This window comes from Paenibacillus elgii NBRC 100335 (assembly GCF_004000865.1).
In the GTDB taxonomy this organism is placed as follows: Bacteria; Bacillota; Bacilli; order Paenibacillales; family NBRC-103111; genus Paenibacillus_G; species Paenibacillus_G elgii.
The window spans coordinates 23081-45858 of record NZ_BIMB01000027.1; the positions used below are offsets into that span (position 1 = coordinate 23081).

The 22778-nt window shown below is 56.9% G+C and carries 20 protein-coding genes and 1 pseudogene; 15 read left to right on the plus strand and 6 right to left on the minus strand.

Annotation, left to right across the window (positions count from 1 at the left end):
* Positions 1-12 precede the first annotated feature (12 nt).
* From PEL01S_RS19685 to PEL01S_RS19725, 9 genes are all read left to right on the plus strand, one after another.
* Positions 13-909 carry an ABC transporter permease gene (locus PEL01S_RS19685; protein ID WP_127461509.1) on the plus strand — a complete coding sequence of 299 codons (897 nt, stop codon included), beginning with the start codon at positions 13-15 and terminating at the stop codon, positions 907-909.
* 64 nt (positions 910-973) lie between these two features.
* The gene (locus PEL01S_RS19690; protein ID WP_127461510.1) at positions 974-3025 is read left to right on the plus strand and encodes an ABC transporter ATP-binding protein; all 2052 of its coding nucleotides are present in this window, start codon (positions 974-976) and stop codon (positions 3023-3025) included.
* Positions 3026-3042: 17 nt separating this feature from the next.
* On the plus strand, positions 3043-3528 hold the full coding sequence (locus PEL01S_RS19695; protein ID WP_082866860.1) for a DinB family protein: 486 nt from the start codon (positions 3043-3045) through the stop codon (positions 3526-3528).
* A 103-nt stretch (positions 3529-3631) separates the two neighbouring features.
* On the plus strand, positions 3632-4459 hold the full coding sequence (locus PEL01S_RS19700) for a transporter substrate-binding domain-containing protein (protein WP_127461511.1): 828 nt from the start codon (positions 3632-3634) through the stop codon (positions 4457-4459).
* A 33-nt stretch (positions 4460-4492) separates the two neighbouring features.
* Positions 4493-5194, plus strand: coding sequence for an amino acid ABC transporter permease (locus PEL01S_RS19705; protein ID WP_127461512.1), 702 nt, complete (start codon positions 4493-4495; stop codon positions 5192-5194).
* A 33-nt stretch (positions 5195-5227) separates the two neighbouring features.
* Complete coding sequence (locus PEL01S_RS19710; protein ID WP_127461513.1) at positions 5228-5938, plus strand: amino acid ABC transporter permease; 711 nt, start codon at positions 5228-5230, stop codon at positions 5936-5938.
* Positions 5935-6687: an amino acid ABC transporter ATP-binding protein gene (locus PEL01S_RS19715; RefSeq protein ID WP_127461514.1), complete on the plus strand. Its 753-nt coding sequence runs from the start codon at positions 5935-5937 to the stop codon at positions 6685-6687. Before PEL01S_RS19710 ends, PEL01S_RS19715 begins: the two co-directional genes overlap by 4 nt.
* Positions 6688-6712: 25 nt before the next feature.
* On the plus strand, positions 6713-7213 hold the full coding sequence (locus PEL01S_RS19720) for a GNAT family N-acetyltransferase (RefSeq protein ID WP_127461515.1): 501 nt from the start codon (positions 6713-6715) through the stop codon (positions 7211-7213).
* 18 nt (positions 7214-7231) lie between these two features.
* Complete coding sequence (locus tag PEL01S_RS19725) at positions 7232-8395, plus strand: amidohydrolase (protein WP_127461516.1); 1164 nt, start codon at positions 7232-7234, stop codon at positions 8393-8395.
* Here PEL01S_RS19725 and PEL01S_RS19730 read toward each other — a convergent pair.
* A complete protein-coding gene (locus PEL01S_RS19730) occupies positions 8392-9252 on the minus strand; it encodes an aldo/keto reductase (protein WP_127461517.1) in 861 nt (286 codons plus the stop codon). The genes PEL01S_RS19725 and PEL01S_RS19730 overlap by 4 nt on opposite strands.
* Before the next feature lie 92 nt (positions 9253-9344).
* Here PEL01S_RS19730 and solA point away from each other — a divergent pair, with 92 nt between their 5' ends.
* Positions 9345-10499, plus strand: a complete 1155-nt coding sequence (gene solA, locus PEL01S_RS19735) for an N-methyl-L-tryptophan oxidase (protein WP_127461550.1) — start codon at positions 9345-9347, stop codon at positions 10497-10499.
* 671 nt (positions 10500-11170) lie between these two features.
* On the opposite strand, the gene PEL01S_RS19740 is transcribed toward solA, so the two are convergent.
* On the minus strand, positions 11171-12532 hold the full coding sequence (locus PEL01S_RS19740; protein WP_127461518.1) for an MFS transporter: 1362 nt from the start codon (positions 12530-12532) through the stop codon (positions 11171-11173).
* 314 nt (positions 12533-12846) lie between these two features.
* On the opposite strand from PEL01S_RS19740, the gene PEL01S_RS19750 reads away from it, so the two are divergent.
* From PEL01S_RS19750 to PEL01S_RS19760, 3 genes and pseudogenes are all read left to right on the plus strand, one after another.
* On the plus strand, positions 12847-14826 hold the full coding sequence (locus PEL01S_RS19750) for an elongation factor G (protein WP_127461520.1): 1980 nt from the start codon (positions 12847-12849) through the stop codon (positions 14824-14826).
* Between the two features lie 589 nt (positions 14827-15415).
* Entirely contained in the window at positions 15416-16126 is a 711-nt protein-coding gene (locus PEL01S_RS19755; RefSeq protein ID WP_063179402.1) for a TrkA C-terminal domain-containing protein, read from the plus strand.
* Positions 16127-16236: 110 nt separating this feature from the next.
* Positions 16237-17811: pseudogene (locus PEL01S_RS19760) on the plus strand (endonuclease); the annotation flags it as partial.
* Positions 17812-17925: 114 nt separating this feature from the next.
* Here PEL01S_RS19760 and PEL01S_RS19765 read toward each other — a convergent pair.
* From PEL01S_RS19765 to PEL01S_RS19780, 4 genes are all read right to left on the minus strand, one after another.
* Entirely contained in the window at positions 17926-18627 is a 702-nt protein-coding gene (locus tag PEL01S_RS19765) for a TerC family protein (RefSeq protein ID WP_127461522.1), read from the minus strand.
* 304 nt (positions 18628-18931) lie between these two features.
* On the minus strand, positions 18932-19510 hold the full coding sequence (gene clpP / locus PEL01S_RS19770; RefSeq protein ID WP_036681016.1) for an ATP-dependent Clp endopeptidase proteolytic subunit ClpP: 579 nt from the start codon (positions 19508-19510) through the stop codon (positions 18932-18934).
* 32 nt (positions 19511-19542) lie between these two features.
* Entirely contained in the window at positions 19543-19869 is a 327-nt protein-coding gene (locus PEL01S_RS19775; protein WP_127461523.1) for a hypothetical protein, read from the minus strand.
* On the minus strand, positions 19869-20480 hold the full coding sequence (locus PEL01S_RS19780) for a helix-turn-helix domain-containing protein (protein ID WP_164824299.1): 612 nt from the start codon (positions 20478-20480) through the stop codon (positions 19869-19871). The genes PEL01S_RS19775 and PEL01S_RS19780 overlap by 1 nt, the downstream gene beginning before the upstream one ends.
* 342 nt (positions 20481-20822) lie before the next feature.
* Between PEL01S_RS19780 and PEL01S_RS19785 the strand changes: the two genes are divergently transcribed.
* A complete protein-coding gene (locus tag PEL01S_RS19785) occupies positions 20823-21689 on the plus strand; it encodes a helix-turn-helix domain-containing protein (protein WP_163768015.1) in 867 nt (288 codons plus the stop codon).
* Between the two features lie 43 nt (positions 21690-21732).
* Positions 21733-22752 (plus strand): glycoside hydrolase family protein, encoded by a 1020-nt coding sequence (locus PEL01S_RS19790; RefSeq protein WP_127461525.1) that lies wholly within the window; start codon positions 21733-21735, stop codon positions 22750-22752.
* Positions 22753-22778: the final 26 nt, after the last annotated feature.

Here is a 22778-nt window from a genome sequence, read left to right on the forward strand (position 1 = left end):
AGAGGGTTAATTATGAAAAGCGTCGTTTCGGTCGCTAGGCCGGTATTGTCCCACAGAAGACCGCTCGTGTCCGCTCCGAGCCGTCCGAAGCTGTCATCGTCGCTATCCGGACCGTTCTTCTACGGGGCGATATTGGCGGTGCTCTTCATTGCGGCGTGCGCCGTCTTCCCGCAGTGGATCGCTCCTTATTCGCCGACGGACATGCGGGCGGACCGGATTTTGCAGCCGCCGGGAGCGGCCCATCCGTTCGGCACCGATTATTTCGGGCGGGACGTTTTCAGCGTCGTCGTCTACGGAGCCCGAAGCTCGCTGCTCATCGGCGTTGCTTCCGTCCTGCTCGGCGGCTTGGCCGGCAGTCTGCTCGGCGCGCTGTCGGGCTATATCGGCGGTGCGGTCGACACCGTGCTCATGCGGTTCATCGATATTTTGATGGCGATCCCGAGCCTGCTGCTTGCGCTCGCTATTGCCGCCGCCCTCGGCCCGAGTTTGTTCAACGTGGTGCTGGCCGTGAGCGTATCGGCCATTCCGAGATATGCCCGCGTGCTGCGGGGCCAAGTGCTCAGCATCAAGGCGCGCCCTTATGTGGCGGCTTCCCGCTCGGTCGGCGCATCTCATGCGCATATCCTTCTGCGGCATGTGCTACCGGGCTCGTGGTCACCGCTGCTGGTGATGGCGACGATCGGCGTCGGTTCTTCGATCTTGATCGGCGCGTCGCTCAGCTTTTTGGGGCTGGGCGTGCTGCGGGAAATTCCGGATTGGGGCACCTTGCTGTCGCAGGGGCGTGGTTACCTGACCGTCGCTTGGTGGATGGCGACGTTCCCCGGGCTGGCGATTACGTTGTTCGTGCTGGCCGTCAATCTGATCGGCGATCAGCTCCGCGATCGGCTGGACCCGAAGCGGAGCCCGTGAGTAAGAAGCGGAGGGAGCGGAATCCGTACACCAATTTCCCACTACGTCAGGAGGAGGTGCCCGAGTGAAGGCATTGCTTGAGATCGAGCAGCTCACGGTCGATTTCGTCACCCCGGCCGGTTATCTTCCGGCGATCCGGGACGTGTCGCTCCGCATCGGAGCCGGCGAAACGGTATGCTTGGTCGGCGAGTCCGGCAGCGGCAAAACCGTGACGGCCAAAGCCTTGATGCGCTTAATCGACTTCGAGAACGGCGTTATTACGGGCGGCCATGTCCGGATGGACGGCGTGGATTTGACGGCGCTGCCGCAGGAGGAAATCCGGCGCTGGCGCGGCAAACGAATCGCTATGGTGTTTCAGGAGCCGATGGCGGCGTTTGACCCGGTCTTTACGGTCGGCAGTCAAATCGCCGAGTCGATGGTCCGCCATCAAGTAGCTTCCCGGGCCGAAGCTTGGGAGCGCGGCACTGGGCTCCTGCGCAAGGTCGGCATCCCGGAGCCGGAAATCCGGATGAAGCAGTATCCCGGGGAGCTTTCCGGCGGCATGTTGCAGCGCGCGATGATCGCGATGGCGCTGGCCTGCGGTCCGGAGCTGCTCATTGCCGACGAGCCGACGACCGCGCTGGACGTGACGATACAAGCGCAAATACTTCAACTGCTGCAGGAGCTGAAGTCGGAATTCAACATGTCGATTCTGCTCATTACGCACGATATGGGGGTGGCGGCGGAAATCGCGGACCGCATTATCGTCATGTATGCGGGAGAGATCGTGGAGCAGGCGGCCGCAGAGCCATTGTTCCGGGAGCCGCAGCATCCTTACACGAAGGGGCTCCTGCAATCGGTCGCGACGCTGGAGAGCGACCGAGGGGCGAAGCTGTATTCGATCGACGGCTCGATCCCGAGCCTGTCCGAGCTGCCGGGCGGCTGTCGCTTTCATCCGCGCTGCCCGTTTGCCACGGAGGTCTGCGAGGAAGAGCGCCCGCCGCTGGCGGACATCGGCGGCAGACAGGTCGCGTGCTGGCACGCCGGAGCCTTAACGCACTCCGGGCGGTGGGAGACCGCCTTCGCCTCCGGAGCCTCAGAAGCCGCCGCTGCCCGAGTGTCCCGGATCGTCGAGCCGGAGGAGGACGAAGCAGCGCAGCCTGTTACCACCAACCTGATCGAAGCGCACGAGCTGACCAAGCATTTCCCGGTGAAGCAGGGCTTTCTCCGCTTCGGGCGTGCCGGAGCGCACATTCACGCCGTCGATCAAGTATCCTTTTCCATCCGCAAAGGGGAGACGTTCGGACTCGTCGGGGAATCGGGCAGCGGGAAATCGACGCTGGGACGGCTGCTTCTCCAGTTGGACCGTCCGACAAGCGGACGGGTCCGGTTCGACGGGCACGATTTGTCGAAGCTGACCGCCGGAAATTTACGGGAAGTCCGGCGCAACATGCAAATGATTTTCCAAGATCCGTTCGGATCGCTCAATCCGCGTTGGAAGGTCGGCGATCTGATCGGGGAACCGCTGGCGGTGCATGAAGGCTGGAGCGGACGCGCGAAGCGGGAGCGGGTAGAGCCGTTGCTGACCGCCGTGGGGCTGAATCCGGCGTGGTACGACCGGTATCCGCACGAATTTTCCGGCGGACAGCGACAGCGGATCGGTATCGCCCGGGCGATCGCGCTGCGTCCGAAGTTTATTTTGGCCGACGAAGCGGTGTCCGCGCTCGACGTGTCCGTCCAATCGCAGATCGTCAATTTGATGCAGGATTTGCAGCGCCGTCTGGGGCTGACGTATTTGTTTATCGGACACGGCCTTCAGATTGTCCGCTACATTTCCGACCGGATCGGGGTGATGTATCTGGGGAAGCTGGTCGAAATCGCTCCAAGCGAGGAGTTGTTCTACCGGCCGGCGCATCATTACACCAAGGCACTGCTTGCCTCCGTCCCTGTTGCCGACCCTTCCCGCAAAAGAACATGGACCGCCATTCAAGGAGAAATCCCGTCGCCGGCCCATCCGCCCTCGGGCTGCCGCTTTCATCCGCGCTGCCCCGCAGCAACGGCGAGATGCCGGGAGGAGGAGCCGGAGTTAACCGAGGTGGAAGCGGGCCGCTGGGCCGCTTGCCATTACCCCGCATAAAGTCAGGAGGAGACACTGTGAGTCAGAGCGTGATCGATATTGAAGCATATTTGCATACGCATGAGCAGTTGAAGCAAGCGATCGAAGGCTTGTCGGAGAACCAGTTGAAATGGAAGGCGACGCCGGAGCAGTGGAGCGTCACGGAGGTGCTGTCGCATTTGGCCGATCACAACATCGTCGTCTCGTTCCGCATCCGCGAGCTGTTGTCCGGATCGGCGGCGCAGCTGCCCGCCTTCAAGCAGGACCCGTGGGTAAGCTCGGTCCAGGCGAACGAAAGCTCCGCAGACGATATTTTGGACGTGTTCCGGGCGCTGCTCGTCTTCAACAGCCAGTTGTTCCGCCGGTTAACCGGGGAAGATTGGAGCAAGAGCGGCGTTAACTTCAAAGGCGAAACCGTGACGCTGGAGCAGGCGGTTCAAGCCTTTATCAACCACGTGCAGACGCATCTGCGGCAGATCGAGCGAATCAAGCAGGCTCTCCCGCAGAAGGAGACGCCGAAATAAGAATACTTGCAAAAAAAAGAAGCTGATTGGACCGCCAAAAGCTCCTGTTGATTGAAGCAGGGGCTTTTTGTCGCCAATTCATCACGATCATGGGGGTTACCATATGAAAAAACGATTTTTTTCGGCGTCACTGCTCACCGTTCTTCTTCTGGCAGGCTGCGGCACTCAAGCCTCTACGGGAGGGGTGGACAGCTCAAGCGCGGCGGCTTCCAATGGCAGTCAGGCTGTAAAAAAAATCATCGTCGGCACGGGCACGCAGTTTCCGAACATTTGCTTTATCGACAAAGACGGCAAGCTGACTGGCTACGATGTGGAGCTCGTCAAAGAAATCGACAAACGTCTGCCGGAGTATGAGTTCGAGCTGAAAACGATGGAATTCAAAAATTTGCTGCTCAGTCTGGAAACGAAAAAGATCGATTTTATCGCGCATCAAATGGAAGTGAACGAGGAGAGACAGAAGAAATTTTTGTACAACGACGAAGCGTACAACATTTTCCCGAACAAAATCGTCGTGCACAAGGACAATAACGACGTTAAGTCGATTGCGGATTTGAAGGGCAAGAAGCTGATCGCAACCGCGACGAGCAATGCGGCGGCGCTGGCCGAAAAATACAATAAGGAACACGGTAATCCGATCCAGATCGTGTATACCGGCGCAGGCGAAGACACGAGCACGCAAGTCAAAACCGGGCGGGTCGACGCCTTGATCAGCACGCAGTTTGCCATCGATTACTTAAATAAAAGCGCGGACGCCCAGCTCAAAACGGTTGGCGAGACGCTTTCCAATTCGAAAGTGTATTTCATGCTTCGCAAGGACGAAAGCGAGCTGAAAAAGAGGATCGATGAGGCGTTGAAGGAGATCAAGGCCGACGGGACGTTAGCGAAACTGAGCAAGCAGTGGCTGGGCGACGACTACACTGTGGAGAAGTAGACCAAATTTCCTTACAGAAAGGTATGGGTGGGAATGGGGAAATCGTTCGACGCCGCGCTCATATGGGAGTTCCTTCCTATACTGCTGTCTTACCTGCATATTACGCTGTTTATTTTGGCCGCTTCGCTCTTCTTTGGCGTAGTGCTGGGACTGCTGATCGCGCTGCCCCGGCTGTACAACGTTCCGGTGCTGAACCGGATCGCCGCCGTTTACGTCTCGTTTGTCCGCGGAACGCCGATTTTGATCCAATTGTTTCTCGTCTTTTACGGGGTACCTGCGCTGCTGCAGCTCGTAGACTTCGACATGTCGCGGATGAATCCGATCGTATTCGTTATTATTACGTATGCGCTCGGCAGCGCCGCCTCGATTTCCGAGGTGATCCGCGGGGCGGTCAACGCCGTAGACCGTGGCCAGCTTGAAGGCGCGTACGCCGTCGGTATGACGGGGCCGCAGGCCTTTTTCCGGATCGTTCTGCCGCAGGCGTTCGTCATTGCTTTTCCGAACTTTGCGAGCACGGTGATCGGCTTCTTGAAAGATACGTCGCTGGCGTACTCTATCGGGGTCATGGACATGATGGGGCGGGGGCAGACGCTGATTGCGACGACCGCCCACACGCTGGAGGTGTATATCGGTCTGACGATCATTTATTATTTGACCGTGCTCCTGCTGGAGAAGGGCTTTGCGTTGACGGAAATCCGATTGCAGAGGCACGAACAAAGAATTGCGAGCGCATGACCGGTTCCCGGTCCGGGGATGGAGTGAGAACGAATGAGTATCGACATCGGGTTTATCGTTACGGCTTTTTTTGAAATATTGGACGCGCTGCCTCTGACGCTGGTCATCACGATCGTCCCGCTGCTGTTCGGGTTCGTCATCGGCGTGGCGACGGCGCTGATCCGCATGTACAAGGTGAAGGTGCTGCACCGGATCGCCGACGCCTATGTTTCCTTTTTGCGCGGAACGCCGGTCATTTTGCACGTATTCCTCATTTACTGGGGGCTGCCGCTGCTGATCGACAAGCTGTCGACGCATTACGGGTGGGGGATCAAGACGGCTTCGATCCCGATCCTGTCGTTCGTGCTGACGGCGTTCTCCCTGACGGCCGGCGCCTACATGTCCGAGATCATCCGCTCCGGTCTCCTGGCGGTAAACCGCGGTCAGATCGAGGCCGCCTACTCCGTCGGCATGAGCACGCCTCAAGCGCTCAGACGCATCGTGCTGCCGCAGGCGATCGGGGTTATTTTGCCGAATCTGTGCAACTTGTTCGTCGGTTTTTTGCATACGTCGACGTTTGCGTTCACGGTCTCGCAGATGGAACTGCTCGGCAAAGCCAGCGTCGTGGCGTCGAATAATTTAAAGTTTCTGGAAGCCTTTATCGCGGCGGCGCTTATTTATTGGGGAATCACGGTCGTGGCGGAGCGGCTGACGGCTTATTTGGAAAAAAAGGTAACTAAATACAATCGGGGAGGCGTGACATGATCCGACTGACGAACATTCAAAAGTCGTTCGGCAAGCAGGCGGTGCTGAAAGGGATCGACTTGTCGGTGGAAAAAGGGGAGGTCGTCGTCATCCTCGGGCCCAGTGGATCAGGCAAAACGACGCTGCTCCGCTGCGTCAACCTGCTGGAGCGCCCGCAGGACGGGGAGGTGGCGATCGGCGATTTTACGGTCAACTGCAAGCATCCGAGCAAGCGCGACATCTTGATGCTGCGCCGCAAAACGGCGATGGTGTTTCAGCATTACAATTTGTTCAAGCATAAGACGGCGCTGGAAAACGTGATGGAGGGTCTCGTTATTGCGCAGAAAGTGCCCAAGGAAGAGGCGAGGGAGCGAAGTCTTCAGGTGCTGGAGAAGGTCGGCCTCGCGGCAAAAGCCGATGCCTACCCCAGCCGGCTCTCGGGCGGGCAGCAGCAGCGGGTCGGGATCGCCCGCGCTTTGGCGCTCAATCCCGAGGTGATTTTGTTCGACGAGCCGACGTCAGCGCTCGATCCTGAGCTGGTCGGCGAGGTGCTGTCCGTCATTCGTAAAATTGCCCGCGAAGGCATCACGATGATCGTCGTGACGCACGAGATGAGCTTCGCCCGCGAAGTGTCGAACCGCGTGGTGTTTATGGACGAAGGCGTCATCGTCGAGGAGGGCAAGCCGGAGGACATTTTCTCCCGCCCCCAGGAAGAGCGCACCAAGCAGTTCCTGCGGAGAATCACGCCGGAATGGAGTTATGTGATATAATAGCGAAAATCGTGAGGTGAGTTCCGTGAACGAGGTGTATCGTCAAGCGACGTTAGACGATGCCGAGCAGGTTCTGGGCGTGATTCGCAGAGCTTATCGGAGCATCGGGGAGCTTAAAATCGAATTTGCGGCCGTCCATGCGGATTTGGAGATGGTACGGACGAATATTGCCGAGCATGCCAGCTACGTGCTGGAGATCGACCGGAGGATCGTCGCGACCATTTCGCTCCGGTCGCTGCCGGAGGTGACCGATCTGCCGTTCCTGTACAACTTTGCCGTCGATCCGGCATATGCGAACCGTGGTGTCGGCAGTAGGCTTCTGGCCTACGCGGAGGAAGCGGTCGTACGGGATATTCTGCTTTCGCCGGCTGTTGTGCTCGCGACCTCGGCGAAGCATCCCTGGCTGCTGCCGATGTATGAACGGAAAGGCTACGTGCGCTTCTATGAGCGGGAGCTGGGACGGGACGACAAGCTCGTCTTTTTGCGTAAAAATTTGCTGCCTGAAGTCCGCGCCACCACAGGCTAAACCGAGGAGAATCTGCGCATGAACCCTGAACGATTGCTTCAAGAGGCTGAGGAACTGAAGCCCGAATTGGTGCGGCTTCGCCGCGACTTGCACCGCCATCCGGAGCTGTCAATGCAGGAGGTGGAGACGACCCGCAAAATCCGGGAAGCGTTAAGCGGAGCGGGCATCCGGCTGCTGCCGCTCGACCTGCCTGTCGGCGTGCTGGCGGAGGTCGAAGGGGCGGAGCCTGGGCCGACGGTTGCGCTGCGGGCGGATATCGACGCGCTGCCGGTGACGGAGGAAACCGGGCTGCCGTTCGCCTCGGAAATTCCGGGGAAAATGCACGCTTGCGGGCACGATTTTCATACCGCGGCGATTGTGGGTGCGGCGTTGCTGCTCAAGCGGCATGCCGTCGAGCTGAAAGGAACCGTGAAGCTGCTGTTTCAGCCAGCGGAAGAGAAGGGCACGGGTGCGAAAGCGATGATCGGCGCGGGCGCTTTGGAAGGCGTGCAGGCGATCTTCGGCATGCATAACAAGCCCGAGCTGCCGGTCGGCACTGTCGGCTTGGCGCCGGGGCCGCTGATGGCCAGCGTCGACGGCTTCAAGCTGACGGTGACCGGAAAGGGCGGCCATGCGGCCATTCCCGATGCAGCGATCGACCCGATCGTGGCCGCCAGCGCGATCGTAGGCGGCCTCCAGACCGCGGTCAGCCGCAGCATCAGCCCGCTGGACAGCGCGGTTGTCAGCGTATGCAGCTTTCATGCAGGCAGCACGTGGAACGTCATCCCGGACGAAGCGGTCTTGGACGGCACCGTGCGGACGTTCCGCCCGGAGGTCCGGCAGAAGCTGCCGGAACTGCTGCAGCGCATCGCCGGCGGCATCGCTGCGGGCTACGGCGCGGAGGCGCGCCTGACTTGGTTTGCGGGAATTCCGTCCGTAACCAACGATTCGGAAGCGGTGGAGATCGCCCGCGGGGCGGCGCAAGCCTTGAACCTCCATGTGACGGGGGCCCGGCGTTCCACGGGCGGCGAAGATTTTGCGCACTACCAGGAACAGATACCGGGCTGCTTCCTCTGGATGGGCACGAGCGGAACGGAGGAATGGCACCATCCGAAATTTACGCTAAATGAGGATGCGTTAGTGCCGGGAGCGGCTTTATTTGCGCTTACGGCGGTCCGCGCTTTGGACCGTCTGCGGGACTAGTCGCGCCGGTACCATTCGCCGGACATCCACTCGCTCGCTTTCCAGCGCAGCACATCCGGTGTGGCGAGGTGGATGATTTCTTTCAAGAAGTCGAGCTGCTCTGTGTCGGACATCGGGCAGAATCGCTTGGCGATAGCGAGATTTTTCTCCAACTGCTCCATGGTTTCCATCCCGATAATGGTTGTGGCAACGGGCAGCGAGAACGTGTACCGCAGCGCCTGCTCGTACCATGGGGCGAGCTTCCCGAGCGCCATCACCTTCATGCCGATTACCGCGACTCCCTTCTCGACGGCCCGCGGAACAAATTCGTGCGCGAAGCTGTAGATGAAGTGATCGGCGGCGGATAGTGCCACCAAGGCGCTGTCGAAGGGGAACCGTTCGATCGCTTCGAGCTGGACTTCCGGGTTCGTATGCCCGCTGACGCTGATCGCCTTGATGATGCCTTGCTCCTTCGCTTCGAGCATCGCCTCCATCGCCCCGCCTTTGGCGAAGCATTGCTCCAGATCGTCCATCGTGACCAGATTATGCAGACGCCACTCGTCGACATGGTCGGTTTGCAGCCGGTTCAGGCTGGCTTCGAGCAGGCGCCACGAGCCGTCTCTTGTCCGGTCGTGCGTCTTCGTTGCGATCCAGACGTCGCTGCGGCGGTGCCCGAGTGCTTTACCCAGCCGCTCCTCCGACTGCCCGTCAGAATAGCTCGGGGCCGTATCGAAGTAGGTTATGCCTTCGTCGATCGCCCGGTTCACGATGCGAATTGCTTCTTCCTCCGTGCATTGATGCTCGTCCACGATGCGCTGGGCGCCGAAGCCCAGAATCGGAAATTGCTTGTCGGACGCGCCGAAATATCTATGCTCCAAAAAAGTTCACTCCTTCGGAATGTAGGTGGTCATAGTCTGATTATACCTAAATATAAGGCGGTTTAATATACGATTAGGAAGGAGTGATCGTTATCCGTACGTCTTACGATGTCATCGTCATCGGCGCAGGCTCCATGGGCATGAGTGCGGGGGCGCATTTGGCACGGCGAGGGATAAGCACGCTGCTGATCGACGCGTTCGACCCGCCCCATGGGGGAGGCAGCCATCACGGAGAAACGAGGCTGCTCCGTCATGCCTATGCCGGAGGGGGCCCTTACGTGGCCATGGCCGTCCGGGCGCACCAGCTCTGGAGCGAGCTGGAGGAGGAACGCGGCCGGAAGCTGTTCTTTCGCAGCGGCGTGCTGAATATGGCGCCGGCCGGGCATTCGGGGCTCCGCTACAAACTTGAATCGTCGGCCGCGCTTCAATTGCCGGTCGAGCTGCTGCGGTCGCAGGAGATTGCGAAGCGCTGGCCGGGCGTTCAACTGCCGGACGATTACGCGGGGCTGTTCGAGCCGGAGGCCGGCTATTTGCTCAGCGAGCAATGCGTGCAGGCGTATCGCGAAACGGCGCTGGCGCATCGGGCGGCGCTGCTTCCGTATACGCGCGTAACGGAGGTCGTGCCGTGGAACGCGGGCGTCACCGTAAAAACCGGGGTCGGCGACTTCCACGCGGACTGTCTTATTGTAAGCGCGGGCGCCGGAGTCGGCAGCGTGCTGCTTCCGTCGCTTGCGCTGCCCGTGGCGCCGGTCCGCAAAGCAGTCGCCTGGTTTCAGGCCGACGAAGCGCTGTTCGCTTCCGAGCGATTCCCGGGATTCACGCTAAGCACCCCAGACGGCGGCTTTTACGGCTTTCCGAGCATTCAAGGGTCCGGCGTGAAGATCGGCCGGCACGAGACCGGCCTTCCGCTCTCGCCGGTTGAGCAGCCGGCTGAATTCGGGACACTGCCGGAGGACGAGGGCGATGTCCGCCGGGCGCTGGAGACGTATATGCCGGCTGCGGCGGGCGCTCTGCTGCGCGGCGGGGTGTGCAAATACGAGCTGTCGCCGGACGAACATTTCATCATCGACCGGGCGCCGTTCGATTCGAACATTCAGATCGCCTGCGGCTTCTCGGGTCACGGCTTCAAGTTTGCCAGCGTCGTCGGCGAAATTTTGGCCGACCGGATCGAAGGAAAACCGGACGCGTTCGACCTAAGCATGTTCCGGCTGTCCCGCTTTCAGGAACAGCAGGTGGCGATCATTTAAGAGACCACTTTCTCAACACTTGAGCACATACTTATGTGCACAGTAGTAAGGTAGACAAGATAACGGAACTGCCGTGCGCTATTTTTTGTCTGAGATAGCCCGTTTTAAAAATAGCGAACGTACGTTCCTTTATTCATGTCGAAACATAGTTAGTAAGGTTAACATCGGGCATTTAGCGCATCTGAGTTCCTCTGTATTTGCACGAAGAGGTCAAAAAGCCGATTTAGAGGAACTTTTCTGCATCTATTTTGCTGACGCGCGATCCCGCCACAGAAAGCCGGCTCTGCTGCTTACCTCCCCGATGTTTCTGAGGGCTCCCGAAATCGACAGGTCCTCTCGGTACGGGCTCTTGAACAAAACAAAAAAACTCTCCGCAGAGAGGTTAGAGTATCGAGAAATTCCAGGAGTAAAAACTCAGACAAATAAACGTGGATATATCCCTTAAGAGTTTACGCTCGCCTTGAAGCCCGTGAAATTACCGCTAATTCTAATCAGTTTCACGGCTAGATGGGGTCCCCAAGCAAGTATTAGAATATGCTTTTAAGAGTTACATCACTTTCTGGGGAGGGGCAGCGGCTGGAGGGATATACCCCACCGTTGTATGCAGAGAAACTACGAGCATCGGGTTTTACAACAAACAAAGCTCCGGGAAACCCCGGAGCTTTACATCATCACTGACTATTCCGCCTATAAAACATAACGAACAGAGTACCGCCAAACGCCACGAGCGCCATAAAAATCAGCATCATATTGCTGTAAAGCGCAGCCGTTTGGCTCGTTACGGTCCCGACAAGCGGAGAATCCAGCCACGGCTTCGTCAGCAGTCCGCCCACACCGGCAATGCCAATCCCTTCCGCGAGGAAGCAGGCGAAGTTGAGCATGCCCATACCGGAGCCCGCTTCATTCTCTTCCAGCGTACTGGCGACACTTGCGGAAACGGCCGTTTTGACAAACGACAGGCCGCCAAACGTCAGAATCATCGAAGCCCCAATAAACCACGGCGTCCGGTCCGCATAGAACAGGACGACCAGAAAACCGGCGGCAATCATGCTTAATCCGGTTAGCATTGCGGCGATATGACCCCGGCGGTCGGCCAGCATCCCGCCGAGCATCCCGAACAAAATGACGCTCAAGGTGCCGGGGAACAGAATGGCGCTTCCGATGAGGCCGGTTGGCATAGCGTACACCGCTCTCATCAGATAAGGCACCATGGAAATAAAGCCCGCGACCGTGCCTAGAAGCAGGGCGCCTGTGAGCACGCCGGCAAGATACCTTTTCTTCCGAAACAGAAACAGTTCCAAGAACGGCTCCCGGTGCCGGCGTATATGAAGAGCGAGAAGCGCAAACAGAACCAGACTTGCAGTCAGGTAAATCCAATGATACAGCGTCGTGAACAGCGCAAACGACAAAATGCCCGCAGACAACATTATCGCTCCGGTCATGTCGAATGCTTTTGTCTCTGTCGTCTCGTCAGGCAGCGTCCGAAGGACGAACGGCAGGGCCAGCAGCGACAGCAGCGGCAGCGCAAACAACAGCGACCAATGCATATAGCCGGATACCGCGCCTCCGATGACCGGACCGAGCCCCTCACCAAAGGCGACGACAGAGCCGATCAGGCCGAAAGCTTTGCCCTGTTTCCCCGGTTCCACGACCTTGACGATCATCACCATAATGAGCGACGGAATGGCCGAAGCCCCGATTCCCTGCAAAAAACGCGCGACCAGCACGCCCGGATACCAGGCATAACCCAACAGGCCGACGACCGAACCGAAACCGTAGGTTAACATACCGAACAACAACAGCTTTCGCATGCCTGTATGCTCCGATATTTTGCCGTACACAGCGACGCCGATCGCGAAAGAAAGCGAAAAGCAGGTGTTGGTCCAATTGGCCGCCGACGGCGCAATATGGAAATAGGCGGCAATGTCCGGCAACGAAACGTTAAACATGGTTTCGTTCATGACGCTGAAAAATGTCAAAATGCTCAACCACAGGATGAATCGCGACGCTTGAACTTCATTTCGGTGTTGCACTTGAATATAACCCCTTTAAAGGAAGGGGAATCGCAGTTTATAGGGTCAATGATGCGCCTTCCCCTAAATGTTGTACCCTTGCGAAATTGTTTTGCCGCATGATATGCTACGCCTCCAAATTCGTAAAAATGAGAAAATAAACCAATCCGATTATATCATAACCGCTCAAAAGACGTAAGCGTCATTTCATTGGAATAATCCGTAAAATCCGTATATACTGGGGTTAATACAATAGATTGGAGTGATCGGAATGCGGCAACTTAACCACATTCGAAAGGAGAATAATATGAACGGAGAAAAGAGGATTTTAACGCATGCATACGATGAATATAGGGATTCTGGCGCACGTCGACGCCGGAAAGACAAGTCTGGCTGAGCGTATCTTATATGATACGAAGGTCATCGACGAGCTGGGAAGGGTAGATCAAGGAAATACACAGATGGATGCCATGGAATTGGAACGGAAAAGAGGCATCACAATTAAAGCATCTGTCGTTTCTTTTGATCTCCATGGGTTGAAAGTGAATTTGATCGATACGCCGGGCCATGCGGATTTTATCGCGGAAGTGGAGCGGTCGCTGAGCGTACTGGACGGCGTTATATTGGTTGTTTCCGCGGTGGAAGGCGTTCAGGCGCAGACCAAAATTCTGTTTTCCGTCCTGAAGAAAATGGGGCTGCCCATGATCCTGTTCGTAAACAAAATTGATCGTTTGGGCGCGCAATCCGAGATGGCGATTGAACAAATCCGCGAAAAGCTGACACCGAACGCGTTTCCACTGTGTCAGGTCGAACACGCAGGTACGGGGCACGCGTCCGTTGTTGAATCCCGTTTCGATTGGGCGGCGAACCCCGATTTTATGGAACGATGCATCGAGCTTGCGGCAGCGCATGACGAGCGGGTGTTGGAAGCTTATGTTAACGGCGAAGCGGTAACGGAAGAACAAGTAAAAGAGACATTCGGAAAGCAAGTAAAGCAAGCGAACGTCTACCCGGTTTATTTCGGGTCCGCCATGACGGGAGTGGGCGTGTCCGGCCTGCTTGCCGGTGTGGCCCAATGGTTTCCGGTAAATGAAGACGCTGAGGGAGAACCGTTGTCCGGGGTCGTATTTAAGCTCGAAAAAGAACCGTCCGGCGAAAAGATCGCCTATGTCAGGCTGTTCTCAGGCAGCTTAAACATGAGAGAACAAGTGAAGCTGCAGCAGAAAAACGGGCAGGGCGAATTCGAAGCGCGCACCTGCAAAATCAAAAAGCTTTACGCTTTGATTAATGGAAAGGCTGTTTCCGCCGCCAAGGTAACGTCGGGCGATTTAGGCAAAGTATGGGGGCTGGAAGACGTCCGGATCGGGGATGTCGTCGGTGAGCAATCTCATCTAATCAAGCATTTCAGCTTCGCAGTCCCTCAAATGGAAACGCGAATCGAAACGGCGGAGCCGAGCAAGGACCACCTGCTGTACAAGGCGCTTATCAGCCTGTCGGAGGAAGATCCGTTAATCCAAGTGATGAAAGATGATGTTCATCAAGACCTTTATATCCGCATTTTCGGCGAAGTGCAAAAAGAAGTGATCGAAGCGGCCTTGAAGGAACAGTATGATTTGGAAGTCAGGTTTTCGGAGACCAGAACGGTTTGCTTGGAAAAACCGGTTGGAACGGGTCAGGCGTTTGAGATCATCGCGGAAGGCGATAATCCTTTTTATGCGACCGTGGGGTTTAGAGTTGAGCCCGGCTTGCCGGGAAGCGGAGTTTCCTACGCTTTAGAGGTTGAATTGGGCTCGCTGCCGCTGCCCTTTCACAAAGCCATTAAGGAGACGGTCCACCAAACCTTGAAACAAGGGCTGTACGGCTGGGAGGTCACCGATATCGTCGTGACATTGACTCATACCGGTTATTTCAGTCCGGTATCGACAGCGGGCGACTTTAGAAAGCTGGCTCCTCTTGTATTGATGGAGGCGCTGGCGCAGGCGGGTACGGATGTTTATGAGCCTATTCATGCGTTCGAGTTAACGGTGCCCGCCGCTATGATGAGCAAAGCGATCTACAAATTATCCGCGATCCAAGCGGTGGTGCACGAAACGGCTATGTATAACGGGTTGTGTCTCATAACAGGCAGCATTTCTGTAGCCGCAACGGAGAGCTTCAAGAGAAGCTTGCATGCGTTCACCCAAGGGGAAGGCTTCATGCTCGTTGAACCGGCCGGATTCGTAAGGCTCCATGGCGACGTGCCGACAAGAGCGCGGACCGACTACAATCCGTTAAACCGGAATGAATACTTGCTTCACGTGCTGCGCGCTTATTAAGGCTAGTGTTGAACCCGGCAGGAGTTGAAAGCTCCGGCCGGGTTTTTCGCTGGCGACAATCACCTATCGGCAAGTACGGCAGTACTCTGTAAGTATCATGCTTCTACCAGCCGATCGGGCAAGAGTGCGAAAACATTTACAACACGTTCTAGCGTGCAGCGGGCAGTTTGCCCGGTACTGCCGCTGGCCGTCGATGCCGAAGCGCCGCTTCTTTTGCCTCGGGATAGCCGCAGTCCAAGCTGCCGCTTTCCGGGCGAAGGGGCGGCTTGTTTTTATGTACGGATAGAGGAAAGGCGATGCGTTAATCGGAACTTTAACATGATGGTGCTGGCATAGAGGAAGCAGGATGCTTTAAGTGTGTCGAAAAATGTTCATGCTCCCCAAAACGAGACCGATAGCTCATTGCAGATGCGTTATTTTGGCCGGGCCGACGAATATGGAAAGTATAGCGCATCGCAGTTCCTCTAAATTCGCGAACTTCACCGCCGTAGTCAGCGATAAAAAGGCAGCTGGCGCGGGCGGCACGGGGTTCACTGGCGGACAAGCATGGTAATGAAGAGAATAGAACGGATAGAGAGGAGCCGGGGGAATGGGCTTTATTTTCATCTTGATCTATTTTGTCTTGATTTTTATCGTGCTGGAAATTGCCGTCATGCTGCTAATCGTCACCGGTCTCGACAACGAAATCGCACGCTTCCAAGCAGTCTCCATGTTAACCTCCACCGGGTTTACTACCAAGGAGTCGGAGTTGATTCTGCGGCACCCTGTCCGGCGTAAGATCGGCGTATTTCTCATCCTGTTCGGGGTGTTCTCACTCGCAGTGATGATCTCTACCCTCAGCAATCTATTGGCCCAAAGCTTCCGCGTGCCGCAGCTGGCAGGCTTGACGTTATTGTTCGGCGCCGTTTTGCTGGCAACCAAAAACAAGCACATCGTCAACAGCTTGAAGCGGCGGTTCCACAAGCATCTCAAGCAGGAATTCGAGCTGCACGAGCTGCCGATCGAGGAAGTGTTGTATTTTACGGGCAGCGATTTATTTACCCGCATTACGATCTGCAAGGGGTCCGCTATGGCAGGGCGCGGTCTCCGCGAAGTTTGTTGTCCGGAGGAGGACATCCGCGTCTTGTTCGTACAGAGAGGAGAAACGAAAATCCGCAGCGGATGTCTGCAGCTGGCCCTTCAAGAGGGAGATATCCTATTCGTATATGGCGACAAGGAAGCGATCGAACGAAGGTTTCGCGGCGAACTCGAAGCCATGCGTCAAGAGGAAGGGAATGAGGAGCATGTCACCGACTTGTGAACCGCTTTTCGTTTAGCTTTTTTACGAAAAATTAATCTCCTAATCTTTTACAAAATGGTAAAATAGATTTGGGCAGTATGCCCCAATATAGAAAATACTGGAGGTAACTGATGAGATCCTTTAAAACTGTTCTTGCAAAGACGGCACTGGCGCTTTCGCTGCTCCTTCCGCTGCCGGGATGGATAGGGGAGGCGCCGAAGGCGCTGGCGGAAGGGCCGACGGACCCTGCTCCGTTCATTAATCCTACGGTCGTGAACGAGAATGCGGGCAAAAAGATTTTGTTTGATAACACGCACGGCCAGACGGCGGGGGCCGCAGATTGGGTTATTGACGGAGGGTTCTCGGATTTTGCCAATGCGCTCGCGAACAATGGCTATTACGTCAAGGAGCTCCGCAAAACGACGCCGATCACACTGAACGACTTGAGCGGCTACGACGTGTTCGTGATCGGAGAGGCCAACATTCCTTACAAAACAAGCGAGCAGGACGCGATGTCGCAGTATGTTCGGAATGGCGGCAGCATTTTTTTCGTCGCCGACCATTATAACGCGGACCGTAACAAAAATCGCTGGGATGCCTCCGAAGTGATGAACGGCTACCGGCGGGGAGCCTGGACCGATCCGGCGAAAGGCATGAGCGCCGAAGAGCGTGCTTCCGACGCCATGCAGGGAGTGGCCAGCTCGGATTGGCTCGCCACGAATTTTGGCGTCCGTTTCCGGTACAATGCGCTGGGAGACGTTACGGCTAACCAGATCGTTTCGCCTAACCAGGCGTTCGGGATTACCCAAGGCGTCTCGACGGTCGCGATGCATGCCGGTTCGACTCTTGCCATCATCGATCCTCTTAAGGCAAAAGGCATCGTATACCTGCCGCAGACGAACGCCGCTTGGCCGAATGCGGTGGATCAAGGCATATATAACGGCGGCGGGAAGGCGGAAGGGCCGTATGCGGCTGTTGCCAAAGTGGCTGCCGGCAAGGCGGCGTTCATCGGCGATTCGTCGCCGGTTGAGGATGCCACGCCGAAATACCGCCGTGAAGAAACGGGACAAGCCAAAACGACTTACGACGGCTTCAAGGAACAGGACGACGGCAAGCTGCTGGTGAACATCGTAAACTGGCTCTCCAAAAAGGAAAGCTACACGCAGCTGAATCAAGTCCCGAACCTGCAGCTGGACCAACCGACTGCGCTGCTGCCGTTCGAAGATCCGGCAAGCTCGACCGAGCCGAAGCCTGAGCCGTGGGCAACGCCGGCGGCCGGATATAAATGGTGGGACCGTTCGACGTTCAAGTCGGGATCGTACGGCACCGGGTCGGTGGTCGGCAATCCGGCGTACAGCTTCGTCAAGCAGGAGCCGCTCCCGAACGCCCAAGAGTTCCAGATTCGTGTCGTCGTGGACAACCTGGCTCCAGGGACTACGGTATCGGATTTGAGCCTTGGCATTTATGTGACAGGCGGAACCCAAGTGGCGAAAATCCGCAATGCGGACGGCTCGTGGCCGTCGGGCTACGGCTACAGCGCGAATTTCTCGCTTACGGCCAACAGCCAAGGAAAGGCTACGAAAGATTTGACGGTTCAGATCAAGTCGGGAACGAACGGTTCGGCGAACCTCCGGCTCAAACAAGCGGGCAACAACTTGAAGACGGAGGCTGTCACCATCTCGAATGTACCTGCACAGCCGCTGCCTTAAAGCTTGGCGTTCACGCAGCCTAACCGAACGTAACGGTTTCCGATGAAAAAAAGCACTCTTCGTCAGCCGGCGGCGCCATGCGCGTCGTACGGGATGAAGAGTGCTTTTTGGTTAGGAAACGGCGTGCTTTTCCGCTTCTTTTTTGGCGTGTTCGCGTTCCTGCCTCCGGCCCGCCAGCTTGCCGACGACGACAACCACGGCAGCCAGTGCGATTGGCAGCACGTAGTGACCGGCAGGGAAGCTTGTCTCAATCCAATGACCGACGGCTTTGTCGCCAAGCGTCATTTCCCCTGCAGTATAGCCAAGCAGTGCCGCTCCGAGCAGAACGATGAAAGGAAAACGGTTCATGAGGCGCATCAGCAGCTGACTTCCCCAGACAATCAGCGGGATACTGATAGCCAGTCCCACTACGATTAACAGCAGGTTTCCGCCGGCGGCACCTGCTACCGCAAGCACGTTGTCGAGACTCATAACCAGATCGGCAACGATGATCGTCTTGATCGCTTCTCCGATCTTACTGCTGGATTTCAAGGTTTCGGCGTTATCTTCGCCCTTTAACAATTTCACGGCGATATACAGGAGCAGCAGCGCTCCGGCCACTTGCACGAACGGAACTTTCAGCAGCCAGACGGCTACGAAGGTAAGGACGATCCGCAGCAAAATCGCTCCGAAACTCCCCCAGAATATAGCTTTTTTCTGTTGCTCCGCCGGCAAATTGCGGCAGGCCAAAGCGATGACGACGGCATTGTCTCCGCTAAGCACGATGTTGATCAGAATTAATTTTAGCAGCCCGACTAGCAGATCGCCTTCCATTCGCAGACTCCTTCCACATGCCTCAGTTTGCAGTGCTTGAACTTGTCCATCATACTACAAATTTTTTTAACATGAAATGATTTAATATACAAAAGAACAAGCAGCGTCATAAGCCGTTTCCCAAAAACCTGAATAAAAACCAAAAACAGATGAGAATATTCCATGTTCGGGTGTTTCCGTTTCCATATATAATTTAGGCGAGATTTATAAGCCTGCTGCAGAAGAGAGGGGCGGAAGCGATGGGGGCAAATACAAAAAAAGGACCGGGCTTCCTTGAAAGAAGCCCCGATCCTTATTCGCTGCCTTAAGGCTGCATCACCTTGTCGATCAGGCCGTAGGTCACCGCGTCGTCCGCAGACAGGAAGTAATCGCGGTCCATATCCCGCGCCACCTTCTCCAGCGGCTGTCCCGAGCGCTCGGAAACGATCCGGTTCAGCCGGTCCCGGGTATCGAGGATGCGGTCGGCATGAATTTTCATATCGGATGCTTGCCCTTTCATTCCGCCCCATGGCTGATGAATCATGACCTCGGCGTTAGGCAGCGCATACCGCTTGCCTTTGGCTCCGGCGACGAGCAGAACGGCGGCGAAGGAGGCGGCGAAACCGACGCAGATGGTCGACACGTCGGGTTTGATGAACTGCATCGTATCGTAAATCGCGAAGCCTGCAGTGGTCGAACCGCCCGGCGAATTGATGTAGAGATGAATGTCTTTCTCGGGGTCCTCCGCCGACAGCAGCAGCAGTTGAGCGGTGATCGAGTTGGCGACTTGATCGTCGATCTCGCTTCCGAGAAAGACGATGCGGTCTTTCAGCAAGCGGGAATAAATATCGTAGGAACGCTCCCCGCGGCCGGTTTGTTCTACGACGACCGGTACATAGTTCATGCCTGATACCCTCCTTGTGTGGCTTAGACCGCTCAGGCGGCCAGCGCTTGAATAGTTGTGCCTCCACGGCTTAGGCCGCGTTGGCTGCGTGTAGTAAAGCCCGAGGAGACCATGATGAGAACTTCCTCGGCGCCCGGTTCTCCGGTTCGCGAAGGTAGCGGCCAGCGGGTTACGGTCGCTTCCGAGCGATCGTTTCCGGCCTGCCGGTAGTCGTCCAAATGCGTCACTGGCCGGCGGCCTCGTTCGGCTTCCCGGTCCTTTTGCGGCTCGGACCACTGCCACACGACGGCTGGGGAGTTGGCTCCGCCAGCTTCGGTTGCTTCGCTCTGCTTTGTTTCGTGCTCTCGTTCGCGTTCCATTACTCATTCCCTCCCGAGGATTGATCGATTTGCGGATACACGGCCAGCACGACCTGATACGGGTCTGCCGGTTCTGCTTCGTTTGCCGGCTTGCGGTACTTGGCGGTCAACTGCCGGACAAGGGAGGCGTACTCCTCGACAAAAGCGTGCCGCTCCTCCGCATCCCGGAGAGAGATTTGAAACTGCAGCGACGCGCTTGGAATGTCCTGGCCTTCGTCCGAATGCTCCATCAGGAGCAGCGCATCCTGCTTAATGCGCTCTGCCGTTTGAACCAGATGGGACAGCGAGCCTTGGTCCTTGAGACGGCGGACCGTCTCCGGCTTCATTCCCAGTTGATCGGACAGGATGAACGTCTTGGCGACGGCTTGATAAAGCACCTCGACCAGATTGCGTACCTGTCTCGTACCGACCCGGCGCACGAGCCCGGCTTTCTCCAGCGCCTTCAAGTGGTAGTTGATCCGTTGCGGCGCTTCCCCGATCGCCCGGGCCACTTCTGCCGCGGAAGCGGGTGCCGCCAGCCGGGCGGCAATATCCGCCCGCAGCGGATTGAGCAGCGCCATGGCTTGCTCCGGGGCTTCAATCCGCAAGCTTTCCAATATGTCTTCGGTCACAGTGGTTCATCTCCGTAAAACAGTATTTGCTACGTAAAAATATATTATTACGTAACTTGATCGTTGTCAATGGGCCGAAAAAATATCCCTTGGCAGCAGCGGAGCATTGGGATGGCATAGCAAAAGAGCGACACCTGATCTTAAAACTCCGTAATTATTTGCGTTTCGATTCCGGTTAAGATGAGCTTAGAACAAGAGAAAAGTCAAGATGCGCCGAAGCTTTCAAGGAAAGAACCGCCGTGCAAGCATGGCATCGTTGGCGTATTCCCTAGCGATTCGAGAAGAGTCCGGTGTGCGGACCGGCAGCGGGAGCGGTTCGCGCCCAAGCAAAGGAGGGCTTCCATGAACGGGATCGACATGACGCATATCGAGTTGAGGGACGCCGGGCTTCGGGCTACCGGGTTCTACAGCTTCGACGGCGGATGCCATAACGAAGTGCCTTCCGACAGGAAGAACGGCGAGGCTTATTTATTGTTATTGGCATTGAAAGGCCGCGGAGAACTGCGGATGGATGCGGAATCGTTCGTCGTTCTTTCCGGCTACTATTATCTCGTCCCTCCGGAATACGGTTGCAAGCTCGCGTTGTCGACGGAAGGGCGGGCGCTCGGCGTCCGGTTCGAATTGTGCGACGGCGGACTGGAGCGGATCGTCCGGGCCATGCCATGGACGGGAGCTTGCGGTTCGGCCGCGGTGTCCGACATCGAATATTGGCTGCAAGCGGGCGGATTGCCGGGCGATACGGACGATCCCCTGGCGTCCTACCGGATGGATGCGGCAGTCAAGACAGTGCTGCTTACTTTGGCGCGGCTGGGTACGGGGCGGAAGCCGTTGACTCACGAGCTTCGCTCCGAGCAAGCTTTATCCGGCGGCGGTCCGTTTCCGATGGCCGATTACATCCGCAATCATTATGCGGCCAAAGTCACGCTCGACGATATGGCCAAACGCTTCGGATTCCACCCGCATTACATCATACGGTTGTTCAACCGGCGGCTCGGGATGAGCCCGATTCAATATTTGCAGGAAGTGCGGCTGCTCAAAGCGATGGAGCTGCTCGAAACGACGAGCATGACCGTGACGGAAATCAGCGAAAGCGTCGGCTGGACGACGTCCTACTTTTCCCGGCTGTTTCATGAGCGCAAAGGCGAGTCGCCCTCGCAATTCAGGAAAAAGAAAATGAAGTCCGCGGTCTCCGCCATGAAGCATTTTTAACGACTCAAAACAATCTTACTTCGAGAAAAGAGAGGCGAACGGGATGAAATGGGAAATGCTGCCGGCGCCGCGAGATGGCGGCTTTCGGATGGAAGGGTATTGGGTATGGTGCGGTTCCGTCGTGCAAGGAGAGGACGGAAAATATCATATGTTCGCTTCGCGCTGGCCGAAGTCGCTCCCGATGCATCCGGGCTGGCTTCTGCAATCCGAGGTGGTCCGTGCCGTGTCGGATACGCCGGAAGGGCCATATGTTTTTCAGGAAGTCATGCTGCCTGCCCGCGGCGCCCAATATTGGGATGGGCGCAGTACGCACAATCCTCACATCGTGAAGCATAAAGACCGGTATTTGCTGTTTTATATGGGTTCGACGCATCCGCTCAGCGATCCTGATCCGGAAACGTTCGAAGGCCTGAACGATCCTCGGACTATCGTGGCACGAGCGAACAAGCGCATCGGCCTCGCCACGGCAACCAGCGTATTCGGTCCGTGGACCCGGCGGGACGCTCCGATTCTCGACGTGCGGCCCGGCAAGTTCGACAGCTTCCTGACGTCCAATCCGGCGCCGAGCGTCGGCGAGGACGGCTCCGTGCTGCTGATCTATAAAGCGCGGCGGTATGAAGGCAACGTTCACGGCAAAATGACCATCGGCGCGGCTGCGGCCGATCATTACGAAGGCCCGTACCGGGTGCTGCAGGAAACGCCCGTTTTTCCGCCGGAGCGGTTCCACCTCGAAGATCCGTTTATTTGGCGGACCGAGGAGGGCTACGAATTGATTGCCAAAGATATGGACGGCACCGTCTGCGGCGAAAAATACGGCGGCATCCGCGCGCATTCCCGGGACGGGCTGAATTGGGAAGTAAGCGAGGAGCCCCAAGCGTACTCGCGTACCGTTGTCTGGGATGACGGGACGGTGACGACGCTCGGCAATCTGGAGCGGCCGTTTCTGCTTTTTGATGCGAACGGCAAGCCCACGCATCTGTTTGCCGCGGTATCGGACGGCGTAAAGGGCTTTTCGGATTGCAGCAATACTTGGAATCAGGTATTTCCCTTAAAGACGACATAGCCGGGGATATAGGATAAAAATCGGAC